Origin of the sequence: Paenibacillus sp. TAB_01, from assembly GCF_043945595.1 — a bacterium.
Lineage (GTDB): Bacteria > Bacillota > Bacilli > Paenibacillales > NBRC-103111 > Paenibacillus_S.
Map to the genome: position 1 here is coordinate 2,236,994 of NZ_JBIFNP010000001.1, position 25,990 is coordinate 2,262,983.

31 protein-coding genes and 2 pseudogenes are annotated in these 25,990 nt (G+C 51.0%); 24 read left to right on the forward strand and 9 right to left on the reverse strand.

What is annotated here, in order from left to right; translation table 11 throughout:
- Positions 1-138 precede the first annotated feature (138 nt).
- The 6 genes from ACHHV8_RS10760 (at position 139) to ACHHV8_RS10785 (ending at position 4,360) form a co-directional block, all read left to right on the forward strand.
- The gene (locus tag ACHHV8_RS10760) at positions 139-1,374 is read left to right on the forward strand and encodes a glutathionylspermidine synthase family protein (RefSeq protein WP_395158264.1); all 1,236 of its coding nucleotides are present in this window, start codon (positions 139-141) and stop codon (positions 1,372-1,374) included.
- 15 nt (positions 1,375-1,389) lie between these two features.
- A complete protein-coding gene (locus ACHHV8_RS10765) occupies positions 1,390-1,824 on the forward strand; it encodes a DUF350 domain-containing protein (RefSeq protein ID WP_395158265.1) in 435 nt (144 codons plus the stop codon).
- A gap of 1 nt (position 1,825) precedes the next feature.
- The gene (sigJ, locus tag ACHHV8_RS10770) at positions 1,826-2,737 is read left to right on the forward strand and encodes an RNA polymerase sigma factor SigJ (protein WP_395158266.1); all 912 of its coding nucleotides are present in this window, start codon (positions 1,826-1,828) and stop codon (positions 2,735-2,737) included.
- A 95-nt stretch (positions 2,738-2,832) separates the two neighbouring features.
- Positions 2,833-3,276 (forward strand): carboxymuconolactone decarboxylase family protein, encoded by a 444-nt coding sequence (locus ACHHV8_RS10775; protein ID WP_395158267.1) that lies wholly within the window; start codon positions 2,833-2,835, stop codon positions 3,274-3,276.
- Positions 3,277-3,474: 198 nt separating this feature from the next.
- Positions 3,475-3,795, forward strand: coding sequence for a hypothetical protein (locus ACHHV8_RS10780; RefSeq protein ID WP_395158268.1), 321 nt, complete (start codon positions 3,475-3,477; stop codon positions 3,793-3,795).
- Positions 3,755-4,360: an ABC transporter substrate-binding protein gene (locus tag ACHHV8_RS10785; protein ID WP_395158269.1), complete on the forward strand. Its 606-nt coding sequence runs from the start codon at positions 3,755-3,757 to the stop codon at positions 4,358-4,360. The genes ACHHV8_RS10780 and ACHHV8_RS10785 overlap by 41 nt, the downstream gene beginning before the upstream one ends.
- Positions 4,361-4,837: 477 nt before the next feature.
- Here the strand turns inward: ACHHV8_RS10785 and ACHHV8_RS10790 are convergent, their stop codons facing one another.
- From ACHHV8_RS10790 to ACHHV8_RS10820, 7 genes are all read right to left on the reverse strand, one after another.
- A complete protein-coding gene (locus ACHHV8_RS10790) occupies positions 4,838-5,578 on the reverse strand; it encodes a polysaccharide deacetylase family protein (protein WP_395158270.1) in 741 nt (246 codons plus the stop codon).
- A gap of 180 nt (positions 5,579-5,758) precedes the next feature.
- Positions 5,759-5,965 carry a hypothetical protein gene (locus ACHHV8_RS10795; RefSeq protein ID WP_395158271.1) on the reverse strand — a complete coding sequence of 69 codons (207 nt, stop codon included), beginning with the start codon at positions 5,963-5,965 and terminating at the stop codon, positions 5,759-5,761.
- Between the two features lie 158 nt (positions 5,966-6,123).
- Entirely contained in the window at positions 6,124-6,573 is a 450-nt protein-coding gene (locus ACHHV8_RS10800) for a NucA/NucB deoxyribonuclease domain-containing protein (RefSeq protein ID WP_395158272.1), read from the reverse strand.
- A gap of 90 nt (positions 6,574-6,663) precedes the next feature.
- Positions 6,664-7,041: a YhjD family protein gene (locus ACHHV8_RS10805; RefSeq protein ID WP_395158273.1), complete on the reverse strand. Its 378-nt coding sequence runs from the start codon at positions 7,039-7,041 to the stop codon at positions 6,664-6,666.
- A gap of 192 nt (positions 7,042-7,233) precedes the next feature.
- The gene (locus ACHHV8_RS10810; protein WP_395158274.1) at positions 7,234-7,383 is read right to left on the reverse strand and encodes a hypothetical protein; all 150 of its coding nucleotides are present in this window, start codon (positions 7,381-7,383) and stop codon (positions 7,234-7,236) included.
- A 108-nt stretch (positions 7,384-7,491) separates the two neighbouring features.
- Positions 7,492-8,040: a DUF3231 family protein gene (locus ACHHV8_RS10815; RefSeq protein ID WP_395158275.1), complete on the reverse strand. Its 549-nt coding sequence runs from the start codon at positions 8,038-8,040 to the stop codon at positions 7,492-7,494.
- A 75-nt stretch (positions 8,041-8,115) separates the two neighbouring features.
- Complete coding sequence (locus ACHHV8_RS10820) at positions 8,116-8,541, reverse strand: CBO0543 family protein (RefSeq protein ID WP_395158276.1); 426 nt, start codon at positions 8,539-8,541, stop codon at positions 8,116-8,118.
- Between the two features lie 299 nt (positions 8,542-8,840).
- Here ACHHV8_RS10820 and ACHHV8_RS10825 point away from each other — a divergent pair, with 299 nt between their 5' ends.
- The 7 genes from ACHHV8_RS10825 to coaD all read left to right on the forward strand — a co-directional run bounded on the left by ACHHV8_RS10825 (position 8,841) and on the right by coaD (position 13,706).
- On the forward strand, positions 8,841-9,530 hold the full coding sequence (locus tag ACHHV8_RS10825; protein WP_395158277.1) for a peptidylprolyl isomerase: 690 nt from the start codon (positions 8,841-8,843) through the stop codon (positions 9,528-9,530).
- A gap of 8 nt (positions 9,531-9,538) precedes the next feature.
- The gene (locus tag ACHHV8_RS10830) at positions 9,539-10,075 is read left to right on the forward strand and encodes a GNAT family N-acetyltransferase (protein WP_395158278.1); all 537 of its coding nucleotides are present in this window, start codon (positions 9,539-9,541) and stop codon (positions 10,073-10,075) included.
- Between the two features lie 359 nt (positions 10,076-10,434).
- Positions 10,435-10,752, forward strand: coding sequence for a pyrophosphohydrolase domain-containing protein (locus tag ACHHV8_RS10835; RefSeq protein WP_395158279.1), 318 nt, complete (start codon positions 10,435-10,437; stop codon positions 10,750-10,752).
- Between the two features lie 33 nt (positions 10,753-10,785).
- Complete coding sequence (locus ACHHV8_RS10840) at positions 10,786-11,430, forward strand: hypothetical protein (protein ID WP_395158280.1); 645 nt, start codon at positions 10,786-10,788, stop codon at positions 11,428-11,430.
- Positions 11,431-11,524: 94 nt separating this feature from the next.
- Positions 11,525-12,289: a hypothetical protein gene (locus ACHHV8_RS10845; protein WP_395158281.1), complete on the forward strand. Its 765-nt coding sequence runs from the start codon at positions 11,525-11,527 to the stop codon at positions 12,287-12,289.
- Between the two features lie 306 nt (positions 12,290-12,595).
- On the forward strand, positions 12,596-13,207 hold the full coding sequence (gene rsmD / locus ACHHV8_RS10850) for a 16S rRNA (guanine(966)-N(2))-methyltransferase RsmD (RefSeq protein ID WP_395158282.1): 612 nt from the start codon (positions 12,596-12,598) through the stop codon (positions 13,205-13,207).
- Positions 13,203-13,706 carry a pantetheine-phosphate adenylyltransferase gene (gene coaD, locus ACHHV8_RS10855; RefSeq protein WP_395163470.1) on the forward strand — a complete coding sequence of 168 codons (504 nt, stop codon included), beginning with the start codon at positions 13,203-13,205 and terminating at the stop codon, positions 13,704-13,706. The genes rsmD and coaD overlap by 5 nt, the downstream gene beginning before the upstream one ends.
- Positions 13,707-13,730: 24 nt before the next feature.
- On the opposite strand, the gene ACHHV8_RS10860 is transcribed toward coaD, so the two are convergent.
- Positions 13,731-15,050: a nucleoside recognition domain-containing protein gene (locus tag ACHHV8_RS10860; protein WP_395158283.1), complete on the reverse strand. Its 1,320-nt coding sequence runs from the start codon at positions 15,048-15,050 to the stop codon at positions 13,731-13,733.
- Between the two features lie 132 nt (positions 15,051-15,182).
- On the opposite strand from ACHHV8_RS10860, the gene ACHHV8_RS10865 reads away from it, so the two are divergent.
- The gene (locus ACHHV8_RS10865) at positions 15,183-16,271 is read left to right on the forward strand and encodes a SepM family pheromone-processing serine protease (RefSeq protein WP_395158284.1); all 1,089 of its coding nucleotides are present in this window, start codon (positions 15,183-15,185) and stop codon (positions 16,269-16,271) included.
- Positions 16,272-16,592: 321 nt separating this feature from the next.
- Here ACHHV8_RS10865 and ACHHV8_RS10870 read toward each other — a convergent pair whose 3' ends face one another.
- Positions 16,593-17,840, reverse strand: a complete 1,248-nt coding sequence (locus tag ACHHV8_RS10870; RefSeq protein WP_395158285.1) for a nucleotidyltransferase — start codon at positions 17,838-17,840, stop codon at positions 16,593-16,595.
- A 224-nt stretch (positions 17,841-18,064) separates the two neighbouring features.
- On the opposite strand from ACHHV8_RS10870, the gene ACHHV8_RS10875 reads away from it, so the two are divergent.
- The 10 genes and pseudogenes from ACHHV8_RS10875 (at position 18,065) to rnc (ending at position 25,879) form a co-directional block, all read left to right on the forward strand.
- Complete coding sequence (locus ACHHV8_RS10875; protein WP_395163471.1) at positions 18,065-18,586, forward strand: YceD family protein; 522 nt, start codon at positions 18,065-18,067, stop codon at positions 18,584-18,586.
- A gap of 58 nt (positions 18,587-18,644) precedes the next feature.
- Positions 18,645-18,818, forward strand: coding sequence for a 50S ribosomal protein L32 (rpmF, locus tag ACHHV8_RS10880; RefSeq protein ID WP_028550384.1), 174 nt, complete (start codon positions 18,645-18,647; stop codon positions 18,816-18,818).
- A 208-nt stretch (positions 18,819-19,026) separates the two neighbouring features.
- The gene (gene fapR / locus ACHHV8_RS10885) at positions 19,027-19,620 is read left to right on the forward strand and encodes a transcription factor FapR (RefSeq protein WP_395158286.1); all 594 of its coding nucleotides are present in this window, start codon (positions 19,027-19,029) and stop codon (positions 19,618-19,620) included.
- Positions 19,604-20,602, forward strand: a complete 999-nt coding sequence (gene plsX / locus ACHHV8_RS10890) for a phosphate acyltransferase PlsX (protein WP_395158287.1) — start codon at positions 19,604-19,606, stop codon at positions 20,600-20,602. Before fapR ends, plsX begins: the two co-directional genes overlap by 17 nt.
- 3 nt (positions 20,603-20,605) lie before the next feature.
- On the forward strand, positions 20,606-21,592 hold the full coding sequence (locus ACHHV8_RS10895; protein WP_395158288.1) for a beta-ketoacyl-ACP synthase III: 987 nt from the start codon (positions 20,606-20,608) through the stop codon (positions 21,590-21,592).
- 49 nt (positions 21,593-21,641) lie between these two features.
- On the forward strand, positions 21,642-22,580 hold the full coding sequence (fabD, locus tag ACHHV8_RS10900) for an ACP S-malonyltransferase (protein WP_395158289.1): 939 nt from the start codon (positions 21,642-21,644) through the stop codon (positions 22,578-22,580).
- A 50-nt stretch (positions 22,581-22,630) separates the two neighbouring features.
- On the forward strand, positions 22,631-23,371 hold the full coding sequence (fabG, locus tag ACHHV8_RS10905) for a 3-oxoacyl-[acyl-carrier-protein] reductase (RefSeq protein WP_395158290.1): 741 nt from the start codon (positions 22,631-22,633) through the stop codon (positions 23,369-23,371).
- 149 nt (positions 23,372-23,520) lie between these two features.
- Positions 23,521-23,754 carry an acyl carrier protein gene (locus tag ACHHV8_RS10910; protein WP_395158291.1) on the forward strand — a complete coding sequence of 78 codons (234 nt, stop codon included), beginning with the start codon at positions 23,521-23,523 and terminating at the stop codon, positions 23,752-23,754.
- Between the two features lie 132 nt (positions 23,755-23,886).
- Positions 23,887-25,124, forward strand: a pseudogene (gene fabF / locus ACHHV8_RS10915) (beta-ketoacyl-ACP synthase II).
- A 57-nt stretch (positions 25,125-25,181) separates the two neighbouring features.
- A pseudogene (rnc, locus tag ACHHV8_RS10920) lies at positions 25,182-25,879 on the forward strand (ribonuclease III).
- The last annotated feature ends 111 nt before the right edge of the window (positions 25,880-25,990 follow it).

Genomic DNA, 25,990 nt, shown 5'->3' on the forward strand with positions numbered 1-25,990 from the left:
TGAGAAGCGGAAGCGGGCTGCCGGAAGGCGGTCTGTTTCCGCTTTAACGTCTATGGGAATATTGCCCAACATCTCCGAAGGGGGTATACTAACAATGTGACAGGATCATGAATACATACGACAAAGGATTGAAGAGCTTTGACCTATCGTCAAAACAGGGCTTCCATCTATGATCGAATGAAGTCCGAAGGCATATTTACATGGGACCACATCGACGGGGAAGAGTATGCGCTCGCTTCCGTTATCACGCTTCCCGGGGAGCTTCACCGGCAGCTGCAGGAGGCGGCGTCAGGGCTCGCGGGCATCTTCAAGAAGACCTTGAGCATCGTTCAGCATAACGACGAGCTGATGCTCCAGCTGGGCATCCCGGAGGCGGCGCTGGAGACAGTGAAGCTGACGATGGCTTCGCAGGCCCCGACGGTGGTGGGGCGCTTTGATTTTGCCAACACGCCGCAGGGCTTGAAGATGCTGGAGTTCAACAGCGATTCGCCCACGTCCGTAGTCGAGGCCTATTATGTGAACGGCATCGTATGCGAGCATTACGGGTTCAAAAATCCGAATGAGGGATGCAGCCGCCACATCGAGGAGGCCTTCTCGGAAGTGGTCCGCGACTACCGGGAGCAGGGCTGCGCTTGCGAGTCCGTTTATTTTACGGCGCTTGAGTGGCATGAGGAGGACGCGGGCACGACGCGTTATTTATTGAAGCAGTCGGGGCTTAACGGGCAATTCATCGATTTGGCCGACCTGCGCGTCTATGAGGATACGCTATGCGCCTGGGACGGGGAGGAGCACACGCCCATCGATCTGCTGTACCGGCTGCATGCGCTGGAGAAAATCGCCTATGAAACGGACACCGACGGGTATCCGACAGGGGAGCATCTTCTGGATCTGATCGCACGGCGGAAGACGGCGATCATTAATCCGCCCGAAGCTTTTATAGCGCAGAGCAAAGCGTTTCAGGCGCTGGTCTGGGGACTGCATGAGGCGGGGGAATTTTATACGGCGGAAGAGCACGAGTTGATCGGTATCTATATGCTGCCGACCTATTTGGACAACAAATTTATAGGCAGCTCTTCTTATGTCACGAAGCCGATTTACGGCAGGGAAGGCGGCGGAGTCGCTATTTTTGACCGGGAGGGCGCTTGTTCCGTTAAGGATGAGGGAGAATATTATTGGGAGCAGCCGATGGTGTACCAGCAGTTTGCGGAGCTGGAACGGATTCAGGTCGAGACGCTCCGGGGGGAGAAGGAAGGACACCTTTTATGGGGGGCCTTTGTGATGGGAGGCAGGCCGTCTGCCGTCGCAGCCCGCTTGGGCGGGCGGATTACGGACAATAACGCCTATTTTGTGCCCATACGCTGTGAAGATAAATAAAGAGGGGGAGAACGGGTGACACAGCTTGACGCTATCGTTAATTTTTTAATTTATTTGGGGATTACCGCTCCGATGCTGGGACTGGGCATTTTATTTTTTGCCTGGACGACGCCTTACAGCGAGTTCAAAATGATTCGGGAAGGTTCGAATGTGACCGACCCCGTCAAAGTAGGGGCGGCCCGTGCCGCGGCTTACGATCTGGGCGGGAAAATATTGGGTCAGACGCTGGTGCTGGCTTCAGCGGTGTACCACTCGGTAGGCCTGGTCGATTTGATCGTCTGGGGACTGCTCGGCATTGCCTTCCAAGTCATCGTGTTCTATTTATTCGAGCTGCTGACACCGTTTAAGGTGCTGGCGGAGATTCCGAACGGCAACGTATCCGTGGGGCAGTTCTCCTTTTGTCTGAGCCTGGCTTCTGGGCTGCTCATGGCATCGCTGATCAGCTATTAGTATGGAAGCGGAACTGGAAGAGCTTTATGCGGCTTACAAGCCGCTGCTGCAATCGATCGCCTACCGGATGCTTGGCTCGATTACGGATGCGGAGGACATGGTGCAGGACGTTTTCGCCGCAATGCAGCGGACTCCTGCCGGAGACGTGCGTCATATGAAGGCTTACCTCGTCAAAATGGTGACGAACCGCTGCTTGAATGTGCTGAAGTCAGCGGCTCGGCAAAGAGAAGTGTACGTGGGGCCATGGCTGCCCGAGCCGGATATCGGTGACGTGTTCTCCGTGCCGACGATGATGACGCCCGAGGAACGCGCTGTGCGGGAGGAGACCGTTTCTTATGCCGTGCTGGTGATGCTTCAACAGCTTTCGCCTGTCGAGCGGGCGGTGTTTGTGCTGCGCGAGGTGCTGGCTTACGACTATAAGGAAATCGCCGGGATACTGGGGAAGACGGAGGCGGGCTGCCGGAAAATATACAGCCGGCTCCAGCCGAAATTAGCGCCGGAGCCGGGATCGGATAGGCTGAAGGCCGTGTCTTCCGTGACGCCTGCCGACGCATCGCCGCTTGTGGCGGCCTTTCTCCAGGCGTCGAGAACGGGGGATTTTCAGCCCTTCATCCATCTGCTGGTGGATGACGCGGTGCTGGTGTCCGACGGCGGAGGCAAGGTGCGCGCGGCGATCCGTCCTATCCTCGGCAGGGACCGTGTTCTGGCTTTCCTGGAAGGGATAAGCGGCAAAGGCTCGTTCCAAGGCGAGCTGCGGCCGGCCCGGATCAATGGGGAAGCAGGCCTGCTTCTGGTCCGGGACGGCATCCTGCAGGCAGCTGTATGCTTCGGCTGGGCCGACGGCGGGACGTCCCGCTGGAAGACGATTTATCTTATTACCAATCCGGATAAGCTGCAGCGGCTGCGCTCCTGATTTATTTTTTGCTGAAAGGGCCATGACGGTCACAAAATCTCTTCGCCAATTGTCTTAGTTATGGAAAGACAGAAACTAGACGAGGAGAGATCGATATGGAACCAAGAATGGATTACAGGAGCGTTTACCCGGAGGCTTTTCAGACGATGCTGAAGCTGGAACAGTTTATGGCAGGAACAGGAATCGATAAGCACTTGTACGAGCTGATCAAAATCCGCGCTTCCCAAATAAACGGCTGCGCCTTTTGTCTCGATATGCATACGCGGGATGCCCGCAAGCTGGGCGAATCGGAGCAGCGGCTGTACCTGCTCAGCGTCTGGCACGAGGTTCCTTTCTACACGGAGAAGGAGCGGGCGGTATTGGCATTGACCGAAGCGGTGACCCGGATTTCTGACGCGGGCGTGCCCCAGGAGATCTATGATAACGTGCGTAAGCACGTGAGCGACAAAGAATATGTCACGCTGCTGATGGCGATCAATACGATTAACTGCTGGAACCGGATTGCCATTTCCACTCAGATGGTTCCGATTGAAGGCTAACGGAAAAACATAATCGTTATACATCACATCACCTTAATCTGATACGTCAGGTTAAGGTGCTTTTTTATGTGGATAGCTGCACCGCATACCGTTCAATTTCATTGTTCACAAGAAATGATGTAAAATATATTTACATGTACATAACATAAATATATAGTGGATAGAGAGCTGTTTTACAGATAGAGAGGAGCCTGTTGTATGTGGAGAAAAACGAAAACGAGAAAAAAAGCGGTGTACGGCTTAACGATTGCCCTTCTGCTGTGCTATGTGTCCGGCTGTGCCTCTTCGGCCCCTGCAACGGGATCGAAGGAAGCTGAAGCCGGAGCCGGAGGAGAGCGTAATGCGGCTGCGAAGCCTCTAGTCCCCGCCAAGCTGATTACCGCCTGGTTTGCCAAAGGAAACGACGGAGGGCTGTTTGCGGCGCTCCAGCAGGGCTATTATAAGGACAACGGCATCGATATGACGATTCAGTCCGGCGGTGCCCGGCATTTCAGCACTGCAGATCGTTTCATCCGGTAAAGCGGATTTCGGCATCAGCTATGCCGACGATATTTTGAAAGCGAGAGAACAAGGCATTCCGGTTGTCGGTCTGATGACCACGTTTCAAGTCGACCCTCGGGTGCTTATTTACCATCAAGGGAATCCGATTTCCAAGTTCGAGGATCTCAACGGGAAGAAGCTGTTTGTGAGCAACGGCGTGATGTATTGGGAGTTTGTCAAAAACAAATATCACCTGGATCAGGTGAACCAGATTAACTATTCCGGCCAGCTGGCAAATTTTATTTCGGATAAGGATTCGTTGAATCAAGGCTACATTTCCAACGAGCCTTTTGTATTGAAAAAGCAGGGGGTGGATGTGTCGTATTTGAAAATCGCCGATTCGGGCTATGCGAATTATGCCAACATCTTGTTTACGACGGAAAAATTTATTGCCGAGCATCCGGACGTAGTTGAGGCCGTTGCTAAAGCGAGTCAGAAGGGATGGGAATATTACAACGAACAGTACCAGACGGTTAACCCGCTGATCCATCAATATAACCCGGATTTGCCGGTTGAAAACTTGGATAATGAGGCGAAGACCTAAAAAGACCTGATCGTATCCGGTGACGCCGCTTCCCACGGGCTCGGATATATGTCGAAGGAAAGATGGATCACGCTGCAAAACCAGCTGCTGGAGTTGGGCATCTTGAAGGAAAAGCAGGATGTCGCTGCGATGTTTACGATGAAATTTTTACAGACGAAATAAGCGGCTGCAGAGTGGAAGTGGAGGGGGCGGCATGAAAAAAAGCCGCTCAGCGGCCTTTTTCGCTCCTTCCGGCAGGCTGGTTGCCAGCTCGCTTCTCCGTGTCCTCTCCGCGTTCTTGAATCTCTGCGCTGAACTCCGCCGGTGCTTGCCCTGTGATGAGGTCGAAGGGAGCATGGTCCTGAGCCGGCATCCTTCGGTTTGACCGCATTTTGGAGAAGACGATGCCTGCGAGCAAAAGGATGGGAACGATTAATGACAGTGTAGCGTAAAACCCGAAGCCGTACATACCATCTCCCCTTGGACGCCATAATCTCTTTATTTTTTGACCGGATTGACCTTGCTGTATGTGAGCAGCTCTGAAATGGTGACGAACCGGTATCCTCTCTGCTTCAATTCAGGAAGGATGATTTTCAAAGCCTCTACGGTTTGCGTTCGTCCTTCGATATAGTCGTGGAACAGGACGATATCTCCGTTTTTCGTATGGTTCAGCACCCGGCTCGTTATTTTACTGACCCCGGGCGTTCTCCAATCCTTCGTATCCTGATGCCAGGACCACAGCACTACTTTATAGCCCTCCTCCTTGGCGACAGCAATAAGCCGTTCATTAAAAATACCGCCCGGCGGACGGAATAAGTGGCATTTTTGCCCGGTAATGCCGTAGATCAGCTCTTCCGTTTGATTGATTTCCTTCTTGATGTTCAAGTTTCGGCTCAAGTAGGCGTGCGTGTAGGTGTGATTGGCCAGCTCGTGCCCTTCGGCCACCTCTCGTTTGAGCAGCTCGGGAAAGCGGGCTACTTTGTTGCCGACAACGAAAAACGTCGCCTTGGCATCGTACTGCTTGAGCAGATCAAGAATTAGAGCCGTATGCTCCGGATGAGGACCGTCGTCAAAGGTCAGCGCGATAATTTTCTCCTCCGTCGGCACTTCCCACACGACCTCGCCCCGGTTTTCGTAGTAGGCGCGATCTTTTTTGGGGGCGGCCGCCGTTTCGATCGGGTACAGGAGCAAAGACAAGACGGATGCGGTAAGCGTTAGTTTGGTCCAGCGAAATCCCATGGGCTCTCCTCCAAAGCTGTAGTTAAACATGATTAAGATTACATTTTCCTGTGGGAATTGAATCTATACATGTATAAACAACATGGGCGGGAGCGGCAGGCCGGAATACGTTGAATCTGCAGGCAAAAAAAAGAGAAGGACGGCATCCTTCTCCAATAAAAGGGATATTCGAATTCGAGTTTATTTTAAAAGCGCAAACAAAATAAGAATGACAATGACCAAAGCGATGATGCCGAAAATAATTTTGGAAGCGTTGTTTGCGGGCTTCTCGGCCGTCAGAGCGGAAGCGTCCGTGGTGTTGTTCTTGACAGGCACATTGCAGTACTTGCACAATAACCAGTCTTCTTCTACTCTTTCGTTGCAATTTGAGCAAATTTTAAATGCCATTTCGTTCACTCCCCAATCCCATGAGATTTAAGTGAAACATAGCAATACTTATCAGTATGTGCATGAAATGAGATTATTAATGCTCAAATGCGAACAGTGTCCAAGCTAATAGGCTGAAAAGTCATATGGGACGGGCTGCGGCCAGTCCATTCTTACTCTTATTTCACTAAAAACTGGACTCTTGTGCCGTCGGGATAAGCGTCCAGCTGATTGCTGACCCAGCTGCCGGCTCCGCGGTTATCGGACGGCGTTATGTATCGGATATCTGCGCCGGAGCCGCCCTCGTCGCACATGGCCATCGGCCATTCGTCACGGTCATACCCCTTGCGGGTAGGATAATCGTGCAGCGATTTTTTTCGGTTCTCCTCGGCTCCGGCCCGGTCGATGGTACAGATGGAAGATTCGCCGGCCGCGATGGCCTCTTTAATGTGCTTTCCTGTTTCGGGATAACGGTTCGCCGGAAAGACCAATTGGACGGCCGCTTCGCTGTTGGTGACCGCATCGTAAGAGGGATGATACTTCTCGTACAGCGCGGCTGCGATCAACAACAGGAGTGCGATAACGATAGTTATGCCGCGGGGTTTCTGTTTCCTTCGTCGTTTCTTCACTGGAACGCTGCCTGCCCTTCAAGTCAAATTTCGATAATTTAAAATTGTAAAGGTTTGGGCTGCAGGTTGTAAAGCCTGAATTCCTCCTCCTTATGAACAGGAAAACCGCAAGGCTTCCTTCATATACCGCTTTAGCCTGGCTTTGATCTCCTGCCTTGCCGTTTCTTTCTGAATGACAAACTCAAGGCGCCGTCCCTGATAGAGATAGGGAAAACGGCCCCAGTCACCGTCCTGCTGTTCTTTAGTATGAATTACCGAGATGTTGAGCTCCTTCAATTGGCCGCGCACGGATTCGAGATCCGCCCGCATTCGGTTGATAATGATTGAAGCAATGGCAGTGTAGAGCGAGCGGAGCGTGTAAGGGGAGTCCTTCAGCTCTAATCGGTTTTTGTTGACAATGGTAATAACGATGGGGAGGATGAAATAATCGCAAATCAGCCTGAGTTCCTTCTGATTGTCAGAAATCATAAGGCTCCCTCCATTCAACCTGGGTAAGAACAATGGTTCCCTGATGCATTTGGAGATATACAAGAAACAGAACATATGTTCTTGTTTAATTATAATACAAAACGGGGACGGGAGTAAAGGCGCTTCGTGCAGTATGGATGTCATGCCGTGGGAAGAGAGGTAATTCAATCTTGGGGGGATAAAGGAGGACGCTTAGTCCTCCGGGGTACGATCGAGGAAGAGGCGTGTGACGGAAGTGTAATCGCCTTGACTCTTTTCTTCCTCTGTTGCTTTTTCTTCCAGACCATCGTGGGTGTTCATACCTGGGGCGATGGTAGGCTCTTCATCATGCTGGTTCTCCATTGTTTATCACCTCAGCGGTTAGCATTGACCATGCGCTGCCAAGAAATACACGGACGGGCTGAACGTTGAAAAATGGCCGCCGGCAATCTTTTACCGTGGCCATTCAGATCAGGATTTCGGCAATCCTGGCGGGTTATAGTACGGAGGCGACTTGAGCCAGCTCCGTTTTTTCATCAGAGCTTTGAGCGTAGCGCCATATTTGAGCTTCTCGGCCTGAAACTGTGTAAACATCATACCGACATCGCTGCGGATGGATTCGGAAGCGGATGCCGCGCAGTGGAGGATGGCCGCAACGGTTTTGATGCTTGATCCGTTGGCGATTTCATCGTCCGTCATTTTGACGCCGATCGGAATATCGTCGGGTTCCGACTTCGGCTTCGCTTCCGATGTCGGCGGTAAAGAGAGGCCTTCGTGTCTCATGAAGTCCGTTAACTGCCTGGATTCAGACTGACACTGATCTCTCGAATCGACTAATGATTGAGACAGGTCTCTGTCGGTCGTCGTATTCAGAGCGATCTCAAGATAGCGGGAGGCCTCGTTGAGAATAGCCAGATAAGTCCAGCATGCCATCGCTTCGCCGATATGTAAAGGCGGCTTCGGTTCATCGTCCATAAAGGTTTCGAACACACTTTTTAAAGCTTCTATAGCCGTTGTCATCGTGTCACCTCCTTCTGCATTAATATCTCACATTTGCGGCAGGAGGATTCTTTAAGCCATACTTTTGGCAAACGGTCATTGCAATTTATTGTAACGCTCCCTTTTAGTAAAGTAATAAGCTATCAAATAAATCAGGATTTGAATCGGAACGGAATAGGTATATTTCCAGTTTTTCGTAACATAGATGCCAAGCCAATGAAAGATCGGTTCGCCGATATACGAGGTTAACAATCCGAAGATGACGGCTTTTATAAAAGGACTTGCTTTCGGTTTAATTTGAAGCAAAAACATAATGGTGACGGGCATTAGAGTCAAGTCCCAGGGAAAGTAGGTGGGCAGGATCGGAATTAAGTTAAATCGGTAGTACCAAAAACCGAACTGGTCGCCTAAAACATCCAATACGAGCGCGGTAATCATCACGAACAGTCCGGCATGCATCAACCGGTCGGAGCTTTGCTTTTTTCTAAATACAATCCATAGGATCCAAGGAATAATGGACAAGCAAAAGGCGAGCCACCAATAAGAGGAGAACACCACGTGTTCGGAACCAGATTTTTATTTTTTGGTGGATTAGCTGCTGAATTTGTTCCGTATTTTCGTCGATAAGCTTGGCTATTTTAGCTTTTTCGTTGTCCACGATGGATCTCCTTGCAATTGAGGCGGATTTTTATGTTTAATTTGCCCATAAATAATTAGGAAATTCCGGAGCGGGCGGTTTAGCTTGGCCGTTCTCTATATATACTTTTTTGGCGAATTTTGTTATTTTGTTATTAAACTTTTATAAAAGGAGAGATACAAGCATGAGTTCAGGTATACTAGGCCTATTTTTGCTTCTGGCTGCTTCTCTGCACTTTATTAGTACAAGCAATGACAGTTCCGCGGCCCTAAACGATAAACGAACGGAGCAGCGGGTCGAGATCGATAATAGTGCTGTTGTGAAAGAAGAGGCCGGCAAAAAACAGTACGCCAATCCGCCGGAAATGACGATTGATGTGAATAAGTCGTATCAAGCGCGCTTCAAGACGAACAAAGGTGATTTTACAGTTGAGCTTTATGCTAAAGCGGCGCCCAAAACAGTCAACAATTTTGTGTTTCTTGCGAGGGAAGGGTTTTATGACGATATCGTATTCCATCGGATTATTAAGACCTTTATGGTTCAAACCGGAGATCCTACAGGCACCGGCACAGGCGGTCCGGGGTATCAGTTCGAAGATGAACTAAGCTCGCAGTATACGTATGAGCCCGGCATTGTAGCGATGGCTAACGCAGGCCCCGATACCAACGGCAGCCAGTTTTTTATTTGTACGGGGGAAGATAGCAAGAGCTTGGATCAATTCCCGAATTATACGATTTTCGGCAGGGTTACTGACGGCATGGATACGGTTTTGAAGATCGCAGATACGAGGGTGGAAAGAAGCAAGATAACGGGCGAGGAAAGTCAGCCGGCTGAGAAAGTAATCATTGAATCGATTATCATATCTGAAAGTTGAGAAGGAGAGTGAACAACCCAGTCTATATTTATGAAAGCGAGCGGCTCAAGTTTCGAAGAATCGGCATAGAAGATTATGACGATCTGGCAGAAATGCTCACAGATCCCGAGGTCATGTACGCCTGGGAGCATACTTTTACACGGGAGCAGATAATAGAGTGGATAGACCGGCAGCTTGAGTATTACCATCGGGACGGTGTCGGCTATTTTGCGGCGGCCTCTAAGGATACAGAGGAAATTGTCGGCCAGATAGGACTGCATTACAGCGACTTTCAGGGGAATCGCGTACTGGAGGTTTGCTACATGCTGAAGAAACGGTTCTGGAATCAAGGCTATGCGCTGGAAGGCGCGAAGGCCTGGTTAGATTACGCGAAGGAGCAACTAGGGGTAAACGAAGCTTATGCCTTCGTGAGGACATCCAATCCATCTTCCATGCGCGTGGCCGAAAAAGCCGGGATGCACAGAGCAGGCACTTTTGTGAAGCATTATAATGGTATGGATATGGAGCATTTTATTTATTTGGTGAGATGGAAGGGGGAGTGTTAGTGCGGTGGTTGAGGAAAAGAGGTCAACGGAGCACGTAAAGTTAGGATCCTAGAGGAAGATGAGATCCCACGTAAACCTTTGGGCAAGTCCAACGAGACGCCTTCAATAGATTATGTTGTTCCCTAGTCCTATTTACTCCGATGATAGTATATGATCACCTAAACTGTAATAACAGTAAATCGAATGTCATCCCTTCTGAGAGTGTAATTATAGAACTGGAGGAAAAGAAGCTGAGGCCGCTTAATCAGCTATGAGCATCTGGAATAAATAAGGACAAACATATATACAAACTTGAATTTGCAATTCAAAATAATCCGGTACGGAAATTCTGGATTTCATGCCAGGGATAGGTGAGGAAAATGAAAATCTATAATAAACTCATCCGTGATAAAATTCCCCAAGTTATGGATGCAAAAGGGGTTACATATTCAATTCGAAAGCTGAGCGATCAGGAATACGTCGAGAAACTTAATGAGAAGTTACAAGAAGAACTGAACGAATATCTGGAGGCTGATGAAGAGGACCAAATTGAAGAACTTGCAGACTTGGTGGAACTTGTATATGCTGTCCTAGATAACAAAGGAGTAAGCCTAAAGGATTTTGAAAAGGTAAGGTTAGAGAAGAGAGAAGAGCGGGGCGGATTTGAACATAAGTTATTATTGCTTGAGACAGATTAAATCAACATTTACATCAAGAGGGGTCATTAAGAAATGCAAAGCAAAAACTCAGGTACCACAGTAATGGCTATAATTATTATTGTCTTGTGTTTATTTGGAATACTTTTACGGAGTTGCCGTGAGTCAGAGAAAGAGAACCGCGAGAAGGAGCTAATAAATAACTTTAAGAAATATAACATTGAATCCATGTTGTTTGATGAAGAAGATATTGCTAAAAAGATGAAGACAGAATATAACATTATCTTCGCAAAAAATAAGGAGCCAAATCCCGATACATATGTCGCAGAAATAAGAAAGGGAACATCAGTACTATTACATGCTTATGATGAGGATTATCATAAGGATAACTTTGCTCATAAGGTAGCGTCTGTAGCAATTTTATCCGAACCTGAATATTTAGCATCGCCAGAAGGTATCCAGTTAACGATGCAGTTGTTAAAAGCATTAAATAAATCTTTAACTGAGAATGAGATTAAGGAAACCAGTCTCAAGTTTTTCGAGAAAGTAAAAGGAAAGAAATGTGTCTATGGTGAGGAGTCATTAAAGGAAATCGAATATGAGCGTAGTTGTGGATCGAAGGGATTAGACATGACTGCATTGAGAATTAAGGTTCTAGAAGAGAACGTGGTCAAATTAGCAAGAGAAGCCGAGGCAATAAATAAGAAGAAAGAGCAGTAAATAGATTTCCAGGAAGAGCTATACGAATATTGGGAAGCCGCTTATATCTACTATTTAAATTTATTGTAAGAAATTAAAGCAAGGGGAATTCAAAGTGAACAGTAGGTTCTGGGAATTTTATTTAGTTAGGTATCTTGCTGGTACAATATTTGGCATCTTAGTTCTATGGTATTTGTTTTTGAACCATGGACCAGAGATTAGTAAGTCATTCTATAATGGGAACCTTGATAATTATCTACCTAAGCAAATTTACGGTATGTTATTTGAAACTACATATACCCTTGAGAATTTAAATATCAACATTGATGGAAACGACATTGACTTGAGGGATAAAATTGTTTTTGATGGATATAACTTAGGAACCCGAAACTCAGATGGAGTGGTTACTTTTAAACAAGATGGTCTTACGGTATTAACATCAGTAATTTTAGCAATTGCTGGATTTTTGTATATGTATATTTCGAGCATGTTTATTCTTGTATATCATTCACTTAGAATTATAATTTTTAGAGGAGAAAAAAGTAAGGGGATTTACAAGTTCTATAGAAGCTTAAGTCAGCTTAGGGCTAGAGGGAACTTTAAGAAAACTATTAAAACTGATATGGGCCTTCTCAAAAAATCAGAAAAGATAAGTTATAATGAAATAAAGGAATTTGTAGAATCTTATAGGCATCTAAGAGAGCATGGGAATGCATTCTTTATTTTACTATCAGAAATATTATTTGCTGCTTGGTTAATCCTTTTCGATTTTCATCTTTCCGGATTGATTATATGGTTTTCTATTGGAACAATAGCGTGGTTTATTGGGACATATCTTGAAATAAAGTTTGTTGAGGATACCTCAAGTAGTGATCGCTAAACGAATTGTAGTTGGATCCATTTTAATGGGTCTTTTTTTATGCTTGGTATATCAACGTTTTTGAAAAACTATTCCATAAAATAAATTCGGGCCCCCTTGCGGGAGCCCTTCATGGGAGAGGAGAAACCGGACGAAGAGCTTATGGGGAACGTAAGTCTTCTCCGCGGTTGTCTACGACATTTTCGGATGTCGATGATATAAGGATAGACACATTTGGGCAGTTGTATACATCGTTCTACAAAATTTTGTGCAAAACTTTCCGTTTGTGGTACGATAGCATTACTATCCGGTAAAAGGTGGACAAGCATGAGAGTCATTTCAGGAACTGCCAAGGGAAGGTCGCTGAAGGCCGTACCCGGCATGAACACCAGGCCGACAACCGATAAGGTGAAAGAGGCCATTTTCAGTATGATCGGCCCTTATTTTGATGGGGGCCATGTGTTGGATTTGTTCGCCGGCACAGGCGGATTAAGTATTGAAGCGTTAAGCCGCGGGATGGACCGGGCGGTATTGACCGACATCGAGAAGAAAAGCATCGATACCATCAAACATAATCTAGAGGTTACAGGGCTGAGCGGACAGGCGGAGGTTTACCGCAACGAGGCGGCTCGGGCTTTGAAGGTTCTGCACAAAAGGGAGGCGAGATTCGATCTGGTGTTTCTGGACCCGCCTTACCGGTTAAAGGTTATCAAGGATCTGATTGAACAGCTGGACCATAACAGCATGTTGAATCCGGATGCAACGATTGTGATCGAGCATGATGCCGAGGATACGTACAGCGATCCGATCGGCCGTTTGGAGTGGGTACGGCGGGCCGAATACGGAGATACGGCGGTTACCATTTATAGAAACACCGCTTCGGGGAATACAGTAGAGCAAGCGGAAGCGACGGAAGGAGCTGAAGGACGTGAGCATTGAGCATTTTGGCGTCAAAATAGCCGTCTACCCGGGGAGCTTTGATCCGGTAACCAATGGGCATCTGGACATTATTCATAGAGCGTCCAAAGTATTTGACAAGCTGGTTGTAGCCGTTTTGAACAATACGAGCAAAAATCCGCTGTTCAGCTTGGAGGAGCGCGTGGAACTGCTGCGTCAGGTGACCAGCGATCTGCCGAATGTCGAAATCGACAGCTTCCGGGATTTGCTTGTTAATTATATGAGGCAAAAAAATGCGCACCTGATCGTCCGCGGACTGCGGGCGGTGACGGATTTTGAATATGAGCTGCAGCTGGCCTCGATGAACCGTAAGCTGGACGATAAAATTGAAACGTTTTTTATGACATCGACGCCGCAGTACTCGTATTTAAGCTCCAGCATTGTAAAAGAAATCGCCCGCTTCCATGGACCCGTCGGCGATTTGGTGCCTGACGAAATCGAACGGGCGCTGCGGGCGAAATATGGGAGCGAAAGTAAATAACATATAGACCAATACATAGAATAATTAAGATTTGGCATTCCCGTCCGGACTGCGAAGAGCAAGCGACGTGAAAAGGGACAAGACCAGCATGACCAGCAAAATGCCGCTGAACCAGAGCATGGCGGGGCTAATCATAGGCCATAGATTAAAGCCGTCCAGGCTCCATGCCTTTGCGGAGACGGAAGCGGAAGCGTCGGGCTCGGCAAGTATGGTCATATGCTGCAGCGTCGGGGAAGCTTCGAAGACGAGCCTGCTGAGCGGCTGCCACAGCGTTCCTGCGGCAGCGAACGAGAGGGCTGCGTGGATCAGCCGGGCGCGCAGAAAAGAGCTGTAACGGATATCTGTGGAGAAGGTAAAGCTTTTGACCTGGGCGTGTGTGGACAAGCCTCCCCAGGCAAACAAAGCGCTAAGCAAGGCGTACTGCCACGACCCGGAAATCGCATCGCTTTGACCGAGTGTGAAGGCGCCCAGATGCATTTCGAACAATCCCGGCAGGAGCGCGCTCAATACATTCTGCACGTCGGCGGAGCTGCTTATGCCGAAGGCGGACACGAGATGTCCCGCAAAGCTGAGCACTTGGGTTAAGGTCACGACATGGATCAGCACGGAGAACATCATCATCAGGCCGCCGACAGCCATAAGCTGCTGCACCGCATGGACGACGGAATCGCCGAGCAGCTTGCCGAAGCTCCGCCCGTCTTCCGCCTGTGCATGCTTCCAAGCCGTCAGGCTTCGACTTACCAGACCCTGTCCGTTAAACAGGCTTTCAGCGGCCCGCCGGTTTACGACCACATCGGGCTGAGCAGGCACCCGGGGCTGCGACAGCCGATGCCAAATCCCGAGCAGCAGCGCGGTACCGTAATGAATAACCGCAAGGACAAAGCCGGTTTGGGCATTATTTAAAAAGCCCACGCCGACAATAGTGACAAGAAATACGGGGCTGAGCACATGGCTTATCGACAAGAGCCGCTCGGCCTCTTCGCGGCTGATTAGCCGGTCGCGGCGCATTTTGCTTACGGCTACGGCGCCGGACGGAGCTCCTGCGGTAAAGCCCAGAGCGATAGCCCAGCCGCTGATGCCGGGGAGACGGAATAAGGTTCGCAGCAGCGGATCGAACAGCGAGCCCAAGGCGTGAAGAACACCGAGACCGCGGGCAATTTCCGTCACGATGAGGAAGGGGAGCAGGGCCGGGAAAACTAGCTTCCACCACAGGTTCAACCCCTGAAGCGACGATTTAAAGGCTTGATCCGGGAACAAAATGATGCTGACGACAAGCAGCAGCGCCAGGCCTCCCAAGACGAGGGTAGTCAAGCGCTGAGAAGACATTAAGGCTAAGCGAGCCATAGGGAACCAACTCCGGAACATAGGATGGTACATGTTTACGCTTTGTCCGTATGGTTTAGACCAAGCAGGTCAACCCTACTGACGAGAAGAGCTGTAAAAGGAGCGGCGGCAAGCGAGGTAAGGGGGAAGAGGATGGAAGACGCCAGACACATGAAACAAGCGTCACGTATTGTCATTTCCGTTTTTGCAGCGATAGCTGTAGTGTATTTGGTTTATTTTTTACCGCTGCCTTTATTTATTTTTTCGGCGGGGACGGCTGAGGTGACGAGACCGATGGTTCAAGTGAAGCCGGATTCCTTCGAGGAGAAGGGATCCTTAATGCTCACAACGGTACGGGTCAGCGACGCCAGTGTATTTAGTTACTTATTGTCCTTTTTCCGGCCTTATGACGAGCTGCACAAAAGATCCGAGCTGCTGAACAAGGACGAGTCCGAGGAGGAGTATACCCAGCGGCAGGAAGTCAATATGCTTTCTTCGCAGTCCGATGCCATTCAGGCGGCCTACCATAAACTAGGCATCCCTTATCATATCAGTCACGATGGTGTAGTTGTCGTGCAGGTATTTAAGGATTTTCCTGCGGCAGAGGTGCTGCAGCCGGGGGATTTTATTGTGAAAATCGACGATGCGGAAATTCAGGACAGTGCGGATCTGCAGAAGCGGCTGAAGGATAAAAAAGCCGGAGACACCGTGAAGGTGGAATACAAACGCAAACAAGCCGTCCAAACGGCCACTCTAACGTTGGCCCTCCTGCCGCCGGATCCAGGAGCAAAGCCGGAGGAGCGCAGAGCGGGACTTGGCATCTCGCCTGCCAATCTGCAGAGCGTGAAGGCGGATGACGAATCGAAGCAGGTGACGATTCAAGCCGGAGAAATTGGCGGCCCCTCGGCCGGACTCATGTTTTCGCTTGAAATTATGAACAAGCTGACGCCGGAGGATCTGACGAAAGGCTACCAGATTGCGGGTACCGGCACCATTGATGTCCAAGGAAACGTAGGCGTCATCGGAGGGATTCAGCATAAAGTGATCGCAGCCGACAAAGCCGGCGCGGAAATTTTCTTTGCTCCCAAAGATTATGTATCCTCGGACGGTCAAAGAATTAATAATTATACGGATGCGATTCAGCGGGGCGATGAGATTCATACCAAAATGAAAATCGTTCCGGTCGGAACGATGGATGATGCGCTGCAGTATTTGCAGTCGCTTCCGCCTAAAGCCCCATAAATAAAGCCTCCAGTCTTCGTGCCGGATAAGTTATCCGGAGCGAGGGCTAAAGGCTAGGAGGCTGCGAACAGCTCGGGGCTCACTTGGTTCTGGGCTATCGCATGGGAAAGACCCAGCCGGCGCGAAGCACGACAAAGCGCGCCCGGATTCGCATGCGCTGGATGGCGGGGCGGCTCCCCTGTAACCCTGTAAGTTCTCTGTTATCTTAGATAGCGGAAGAAAGCTCGATCGCCGCCATGTGCCCGGCAAGTTCCAAGTGCACTCGCCCGGTATTCGAGTATGTTGGAACTTACCGGTCGCAGATGCAGGCGTCCTTCGCCATTAAAGCTGGACAGGGGGCTCGTAGTAGTCCCGGAACAAATCTTTGTCCGTGGGGGAGGCGTAGCCCAGCGCATAGACTGAAGTCGCTTGCAGGTCAAGCTGCAGCAGCGGCAAAGCTTCCGGAGCGTTCGCCACTTTGGTGATGATCGGAGCTTTAGCCGTTTTTTTCATTCGCTTCAGCAGCTCCCGGCCCACAGGGCTAAAGCCGAGCACGCGAAGGTACGGCACGCCCTGCCGGAGGACGTCAGCGGATAGTTGCGTCTTCCGGTGGTTCAGCAGGATGCGCAGCAGCATCCGCTGCAGCTTGGTGCGCGTGTAGCGCTTCGTCTTGAGCCGCGCGAGAAGCGCCTCGACGACGCCTGTACCGTCGGCGCCGCCCAAGGCTCCAAGCGCGGGCAGCGCCTGCTTGACGCGGTGCTCGAGCCCCTCGGTCACCTCGTGGAACTCGGCGAGCTGCTCCGCGCTGTGCTGCAGCAGCTGGAGCAGCAGCGGCCGCGCGTAGGCCTCCCAGCCCACCGGCGCGCGCCCGGCGAGCCACTCGCGGCGCAGCACCTCGTACGTGCCCTCCGGCACGTACGGAACCAGCTCTTCGAGCGTGCCGTGCTCGAAGAGCAGCCGCCGCAGCGCGGTAGCGCTTGCAATCCGCCGGTCGGTAATCTCGACCTGGCTGTAGCCCGCTTTCTCCCGCGTGAGGGTCAGCGGCCGGATCGCGCTGCCGAGCCGCCGCAGCGCGAGCAAATAATGCAGCCCAAGCGTATTGTTGGGCTGGGCGAGCGCGGCCGCATCGGTGCCCGGCACGAAGGCGGCCACCGCTTTGCCGTAAGCGGCCGGGTACGGCAGCCCGGCCTTGAGCTCCCGCTGGAGCAGCTCGCCGAACTCGGCGGACTCGCTGCTCATCGCGTCGGCGACGGCGTGCAGCCAGCCGATCTCGCCGCTTTCGCTGCCGAAGCAGAGGCTGTCGACGACGCCGGTCGCTTCCAGCGCGGATACGGCGCCGTAAGCGAACCATTCGGCCGGCTGGGCCGAGAAGGCGACAGGCAGCTCGAGCACGAGATCGACGCCCATGCGCAGCGCCATTTCGGCGCGGGCCCACTTGTCGACGACGGCAGGCTCGCCCCGCTGGAGAAACTGGCCGCTCATGACCGCAATGCTGGCCTCGGCGCCCGATAGCTTTTTCGATTGTTGGAAATGATATTGATGACCGTTATGCAGCGGATTGTATTCCACGATCAGTCCGACGGTTTTCATGGAAGGACCTGCCTTTCGTATAATGGCCGCGGCTGCAGGGCTTGGCTTAGGCTTAGCTTATCCCGGCAGGTCGAGTGCGGCGGCTTTTTTAGGAGCGGTAGGAGATGAAGCCGGCTGGTTTTACCTGTTTCTATCTACGTTCCTTAATTATTTCACTATAGCATGATCTGAAAATGTTGACAAAATAGAAGGATTATCGCTATAATAATCTTTGTTTGTTTGGGGTGATACTATTGTTCATTCGATTGAAAGAGTTGGCGAAGAAAGCGAACACGGTACATATTAATGAGACCATTGATTTGACCGATGTTTTGAAGAATCGCAAGGATTTGCTGAGCTTCGGCCCTCTGCAGGTGAACCTGCAGGCCCGTCCCCTTGAAGAAGGGAAGGCGGAAGTGACCGGAGAGCTCGGCATCGATGTGGAGCAGGAATGCTCGCGTTGTCTGAATCCGGTGAAGCAAAGGCTGGAGATTCCTTTTCACGAAACGTTTGCCCTTGCTGCAGATGAGTCGGAGCCTGATGACGAAGATGATGATACGCATTACGTCACAGATGAGAAGATAGAATTGATGCCCTACTTGATTGAAAATGTGCTTTTGGATTTACCGTTCGTGCCGCTGTGCGATGAGAACTGCCAGGGCTTATGCCCGACTTGCGGCACCAACCGCAATGAATCGTCTTGCGAATGCAAGAATGATAAGGTGGATCCTCGTCTCGCGGGCTTAGCGGACTTTTTCAAGCCGTAAGGCCGGCAAACAATGGTTTATCGAAAGTGGTTTTAATTCGTTGAAGGAGGTGGGATAGATGGCAGTACCTCAAAGGAGAACATCCAAAACGCGTCGCGACAAGCGTCGTACTCACTTTAAATTAGTAGTTCCAGGCATGGTAAAGTGCGATAACTGCGGTGAATTGAAATTGGCTCACCGTGTTTGCAAAGTGTGTGGTTCCTACAAAAAAAGAGAGATCATCAAGCAATAGTTCATTCGAACGCAGAAGCGGTAGCACTTCATCTGACGGTGAGGTGCTATTTTTATGCTTCCCTTTTCCTAAGGTATCCATTATACTATCTCTTATTACTTGGTCATAAGATAAAGTGTCATCCCATTTGGGTACACTAGGTTACATAGATCTCCGAAGATGATCTTCAACCGGTTTACACGATTACATGGAAAAGGTGGTGTCCGGCATGGAACGCCTTCCTAAACGACAGCGTCAGCAGCAATTGGCCGGCGCTATTGAAGACAACCCGTTTATTACCGACGAAGAGCTGATGCGCACGTTTCAAGTGAGCATCCAGACGATTCGGCTGGACCGATTGGAGCTGGGGATTCCCGAGCTGCGGGAACGCATGAAGCTGATGGCGGAGCAGTCGTACGATCAGGTTCGCTCGCTGCCTCTGCACGAGGTAATCGGGGACGTCATCGATCTTCAGTTGGACAAGAGCGGGATCTCGATGTTTGAAATCAAGGAAGAGCACGTATTTTCAAGAACGAAAATCGCCCGCGGCCATCATATTTTTTCCCAGGCGAATTCGCTTGCGGTTGCTTTAATTAACGATCCGATAGCCTTGACGGCAGCGGCGGACATCCGTTTTGTCCGTTCGGTGCATTTGGCGGAGAAATGTATTGCCAAAGCTTACGTCCGCTCGATTTCCAAGGGCAAGGCTAAAGTGGAAGTATTCACCTATGTCGGAGACGAAATCGTGTTTCAAGGTAATTTCATTATTTATCATTCAGCAAAAGATCGTACAGAGGGGGAGCCAGATGCGGATAGCAATTGATGCGATGGGCGGCGACGATGCTCCTGACGTGGTCGTGGCCGGGGCGCTGGAGGCAGCGCGGGAATGGTCCGATACGACCATTATTTTAGTAGGAGATTCCGCCCGGATCGAACCGCTGCTTCAGGGCTCCAAGCCCTCCAATCTGGTCGTCCGCCATGCGGCGGAGACTATTGAAGCCGATGACGAACCGGTAAAGGCCGTACGCAGGAAAAAGGATGCCTCCATGGTCGTGGCCGGCCGGATGGTCAAGGAAAAAGAGGCTGACGCGATGATTTCAGCAGGCAATACAGGCGCCCTTATGACTACGGGACTGCTTGTCGTGGGGCGGATCAAGGGCATTGAGCGTCCGGCGCTCGCTCCGATGATTCCGACGGTGGACGGAAAAGGCGTACTGGCCCTGGATTTAGGCGCCAATATGGATTCAAGTCCCGAGCAGCTGCTCCAGTTCGCCATTATGGGCAGTATATATAGAGATAAGGTTCATGGCGTTTCCAAGCCGAGGGTAGGACTTTTGAACGTGGGCACCGAGGCGATGAAAGGCAATGAGCTGACCAAAGCCGCGTTTCCTCTGCTGGAGAAAGCGCCGATTCAATTCATCGGGAATGTGGAGTCAAGAGAGGTGCTGAAAGCTCCTTGCGACGTTCTGGTATGTGACGGCTTCGCCGGTAATATTATGCTGAAGTCGATCGAAGGAACGGCTTCCGTCATTTTCTCCGTCCTGAAAAAAGAGTTTACGCAGAGCTTGTTCACCAAGTTGGCTGCGCTCATTTTAAAACCGGGCTTGACCAAGTTCCGCCGCAGCTTCGATTATTCGGAGCATGGCGCCGCGCCGCTGCTCGGCATAGACGGGCTTTTGCTGAAGAGTCACGGCTCTTCCAATGCACTTGCTATCAAAAATGCCGTCAGACAAGCGCGTATCGCTGTAAAAAATGATCTCGTTGGCAGCATATCGAAGGAAATTAGTAACGGAAGCGAGTTGTGACCTATGAACTTACTGCCGGTTGGCATTATTGGATCAGGAAAATATGTGCCTGAACGGGTACTGACTAATAAAGAATTGGAGCAAATGGTCGAGACGAACGATGAATGGATCGTGACTCGGACCGGAATCCGGGAGCGCCGTCTGGCGAGCGCCGAACAAGCGTCCTCGGACCTGGCTTACGAAGCGGCGCTCAAAGCGCTGGATATGGCCGGGATTACGGCCGAGCAGCTGGATCTGATCGTGGTGGCGACAATTACGCCGGATATGTCCTTTCCTTCGACGGCCTGCATTTTGCAGGACAGGCTCGGCGCCAAAAAGGCCGCGGCATTCGATCTGTCCGCTGCTTGCTCCGGGTTCATCTACGGCTTGGCCAATGCGTCGAATTTCATTGCGGCGGGGATTTATAAATATGCGCTTGTGATAGGCGCGGAATGCCTGTCCAAAATTACGGATTATACCGATCGTAATACGTGTATTTTGTTTGGTGACGGAGCGGGTGCGGTCGTTCTTGGACAAGTGCCGGAGGGCCGCGGCTTTAAATCGTTCGAGCTTGGCGCCGACGGTTCCGGCGGAGAGCTGCTGAACATCAAAGGCGGCGGTTCCCGCTGTCCGTCTTCGTCTGAGAGCCTTGAAAGCAAACGGCATTTTATTTATATGGCCGGCAGCGAAGTCTTCAAATTCGCAGTCCGTATTATGGGCAGCGCAGCGGAAGAGGCTCTTCGCAAAGCGGGACTTGAAAAAAGCGACATCGATCTGCTTGTGCCTCATCAGGCGAATATCCGGATCATTCAGTCGGCTTTGAACCGGTTGAATTTAAATGAAGACAAAGCTATGATTAACTTGGATAAATACGGCAACATGTCCGCAGCCTCCATTCCGGTCGCTTTGGCGGAAGCCGTGGAGAGCGGAAGAGTCAAGGAAGGCGACTGCCTCGTGCTGGTCGGCTTCGGCGGCGGATTAACATGGGGAGCCTCCGTATTGGTCTGGTAAGACGTTTTTCTTGTAAAACGGAGGCTGTTGGTGAAAGGAGCTACGGTAAATGGGCAAAATAGCATTTGTATTTCCGGGGCAGGGCGCGCAAGCCGTCGGTATGGGCCGCGATATTTATGAAGCGGACGCTGCGGCCAAGCAGCTGTTCGATCGGGCCGACGCTGCATTGGGCTATTCGCTTTCTTCCATTATTTTTGAAGGTCCCGATTCGGAATTGAAAATTACGTATCACACGCAGCCCGCGCTTCTGACAACCAGCGTAGCGTACCTGGAGCTGTTCAAAGCAAAAGGCGTTAAGCCGGATTACGTAGCCGGCCACAGCCTGGGTGAATACAGCGCCTTGGTGGCGGCAGGCGTGCTCGGCTTCGAGGATGCGGTGCGCACGGTGCGCGCCCGCGGCGAGTTCATGGAGCAGGCGGTTCCAAGCGGACAAGGCGCTATGGCCGCCGTGCTCGGCGGAGAGCGCGAAGCGCTGCAGCAGCTGTGCGAAGCTATCTCCCGCGAGGTTGGCGTCGTGGAGCTGGCCAACCTGAACTGTCCTGGACAGATTGTCGTTTCCGGCAGCAAGGAAGGCGTACAAGCTCTGGTAGAGCGCGGAAAAGAAGCCGGCGCGAAGCGCGTCATTCCGCTGGAAGTAAGCGAACCGTTCCACTCTTCCTTAATGAAACCGGCCTCCGAGCAATTGGCAGGGGTGCTGTCGGAGCTTGAAATGAGTCCGGCTTCCGTTCCTGTAGTAGCGAATGTGACCGCGCGTCCTGTCCAGGATCCGGCGGAAATCCGCGATCTGCTGGTGGAGCAGGTGCATTCCTCCGTCTTGTGGGAAGACAGCGTAGCTTGGCTGATTGAGCAAGGCGTGGATACGTTTGTGGAAATCGGATCCGGCACCGTATTGGCCGGTTTGATTAAGAAAATCGACCGTTCCGTGAAAGTATACGGCATCAACAGCAAAGAAGCGTTGGATCAGTTCCAATTGGAGCCAACCGTTTAAACCGGAAGCGCAAGCTTCCCGGTTTAATCTAATGAGGGAGGAAAAACGCGATGTTGACGGGGAAAGTAGCACTGGTAACCGGCGCATCCCGGGGAATCGGGCGTGCGATTGCGCTTACGCTTGCAGAGGCCGGAGCCGATGTAGCGGTGAATTACGCGGGAAGCGAAGCGGCGGCGGCCGAAGTGGTGGCTTTGATCGAGGCGATGGGCCGCAAGGCTGTGAAGGTGAAGGCGGATGTCAGCTCCACGCAGGAAGTGGAGGAGATGTTCAAGCTTGTGCTTGAAACATTTGGCAAGCTGGATATTCTGGTGAATAATGCGGGCATCACGAGAGATAATTTGATTATGCGTATGAAGGAAGACGAGTTCGACCAGGTCATCGCTACGAACCTGAAGGGCGTGTTCAACTGTGTCAAAGCAGCGACGCGTCCGATGATGAAGCAGCGTTCCGGACGCATTATTAATATTTCTTCGGTCGTTGGCGTGCTGGGTAATCCCGGTCAGGCTAATTATGTCGCTGCGAAAGCGGGCGTCATCGGGATGACCAAAGCGACTGCGAAGGAGCTGGCTTCACGCGGTATTACCGTTAATGCGGTAGCGCCGGGCTTTATCGAGACGGATATGACCGACAAGCTGCCTGAGGAGATGCGCACGCAGCTGCTGCAGCAGATTCCGCTGGCGAAGCTCGGGCAGCCTGAAGATATCGCCAAAGCGGTACGCTTCCTGGCTTCCGATGACGCGTCTTACATGACGGGGCAAACCATTCATGTAGACGGCGGTATGTACATGTAAACCGCCCGAATAGGCGCGTAATAAATGACAGCTGCTGTTGTCAGGCAATTGTCACTATTCGCAAATATTGTTTTTTTCAGACGAACCGTGTGCTTCCTATGGCAATTTGTCCGCAAGTTCAGTATAATACCATGGAGGAGGTGAACCGGATGTCCGATGTTTTGGATCGCGTGAAACGTATCGTCATTGATCGTCTTGGTGTGGATGAGGCCGAAGTTACCCTCGAAGCCAATTTTAAAGATGATCTAGGCGCTGATTCTCTAGATGTAGTAGAATTGGTTATGGAATTGGAAGATGAGTTTGATATGGAAATCTCTGATGAAGATGCGGAGACAATTACTACTGTAGGTCAAGTAGTTGAGTACATAAAATCTCATACTTAATGATATAAGTCCCGTTTGGTTCATAAGACGGGACTTATCTCCATTCAGCCCTGACGACAGGTGAATAAGCGAATGAATTTTTAACCAAGTAAATACATAACAAAATGTTATTTTAGATAGAGGTGGATGGAAGTGAAGCAAAGAGTTGTCATAACGGGTATGGGTGTCATGACCTCCTTGGGTCATGATCTCGAAACGTTCTGGGGAAACCTGCTTGCCGGTAAATCCGGGGTAGGGCCGATCGAACTGTTTGATGTAAGCGAATATCCTACACGTATTGCTGCAGAGATTAAAGATTTTAATCCGGAGCAATATTTCGATAAGAAAGAAGCGCGCCGGATGGACCGCTTTGTGCAGTTCGCCGTTGCGGCGAGCCTAAGTGCGCTGAAGGACGCAGGCTTGAACGTAAAGGAAGATACGGATCCGGAGCGCGTAGGCGTTTACGTCGGTTCCGGCATCGGGGGATTGAGCACTTGGGAAGAACAGCATAAGATCCTGCTGGAAAAAGACCGAAGCGTGTCAGCCCGTTCTTCATCCCGATGATGATTGCCAATATGGCTTCCGGCCAAATCTCGATGATGACCGGTGCCAAAGGGCCTAACAGCACGGCGGTAACGGCATGTGCCACGGGGACGCATTCCATCGGGGATTCGTTTAAAATGATCCAGCGCGGCGATGCGGACGTGATGATCTGCGGCGGAGCCGAAGCGACGATCAGCCCGACCGGGGTGGCCGGCTTCTGTGCGCTGCGCGCCATGTCCACTCGCAATGATGAGCCGGAGCGGGCCAGCCGTCCGTTCGATACGGACCGCGATGGTTTCGTTATGGGAGAAGGCTCCGGTATTCTGATTCTTGAGTCGCTGGAGCACGCGCAAAAACGCGGAGCCCGCATTTACGGTGAAGTGATCGGCTACGGTATGAGCGGCGACGCTTACCATATGACGGATCCGGATCCGGACGGCGCTGCCCGCTGTATGGCTAAGGCGATCAAAGACGCCGGCATTGCGCCGGAAGAGGTCGGCTACATCAATGCACACGGAACCTCGACGCCGGTAGGCGACCGTTCGGAGACGACGGCTATCAAGAAGGCGTTCGGCGACCATGCCTACAAGCTTGCGGTCAGCTCGACCAAGTCGATGACTGGGCACTTGTTAGGAGCAGCCGGCGGTGTGGAAGCGCTCATCTGCGGCTTGACCTTGAAGCACGGGATCATTCCTCCGACGATTAACTTGGAGAACCAGGATCCGGAGTGCGATTTGGACTATGTGCCGAATACGCCTCGTCAAGCGGATGTTGACATTGTCATGTCCAACTCGTTTGGGTTTGGCGGTCACAACGCTACGATTATTTTAAAGAAATTTGAACAGTAATTCCCGCCGCATGACGGAAATGACAATACAGGATGCTCTTGAGTAGGTGGTGAAGGTATGCATCGAAACCTGAAACAGCTGCAGTCGGCGTTGAATATTACGTTTCGGAAGCCTGAGCTTTTACGGCAAGCGTTTACCCATTCTTCCTATGTGAACGAGCATCGTGTCGGCAATTATAAGGATAACGAACGGCTGGAATTTCTGGGCGACGCGGTGCTGGAGCTGACCGTTTCCGAATATTTGTTCGATACGTATCCGGAGCGTTCGGAAGGCGAACTGACGAAGCTGAGAGCTTCCATCGTATGCGAGCCTTCGCTCGTCGGGTTTGCCGAGGAATTGGATTTCGGCGCTTATGTGCTGTTGGGCAAAGGTGAGGAACTGACAGGCGGCAGAACGCGGCCTGCGCTTCTTGCCGATGTGTTTGAATCGTTTATAGGAGCATTGTATCTGGATCAGGGGCTTGACGTTGTAAAGACCTTTCTCCGCAAGCATCTGTTTCCGAACTTGCCGCATCAAGGCAAGCTGTTGACCGTAGACTTCAAAACACATCTGCAAGAATATACACAGCAGCACAATATGGGCGCGCTGGAATACAGGATTGTCGATGAGCGAGGACGGCCCACGAACGAGAATTTGTTGCCCAGGTTATGGTGAATGAAACGCTTCTCGGACAAGGCTCGGGCCGATCGAAGAAAGAGGCGGAGCAGCATGCGGCTGCGCAAGCCCTGGAAGCGTTGAAAGTCAATGTTCAATAAGGATAAGGAAACACGTCCTTCGGTTTCGGTCAGAATAAGGAAGCGGCGGGGCAGCTGTTAAGGCTGCTTTCGCTGCTTTTTGTTTTCAGGATAATTATGCTGCTGTGCAGA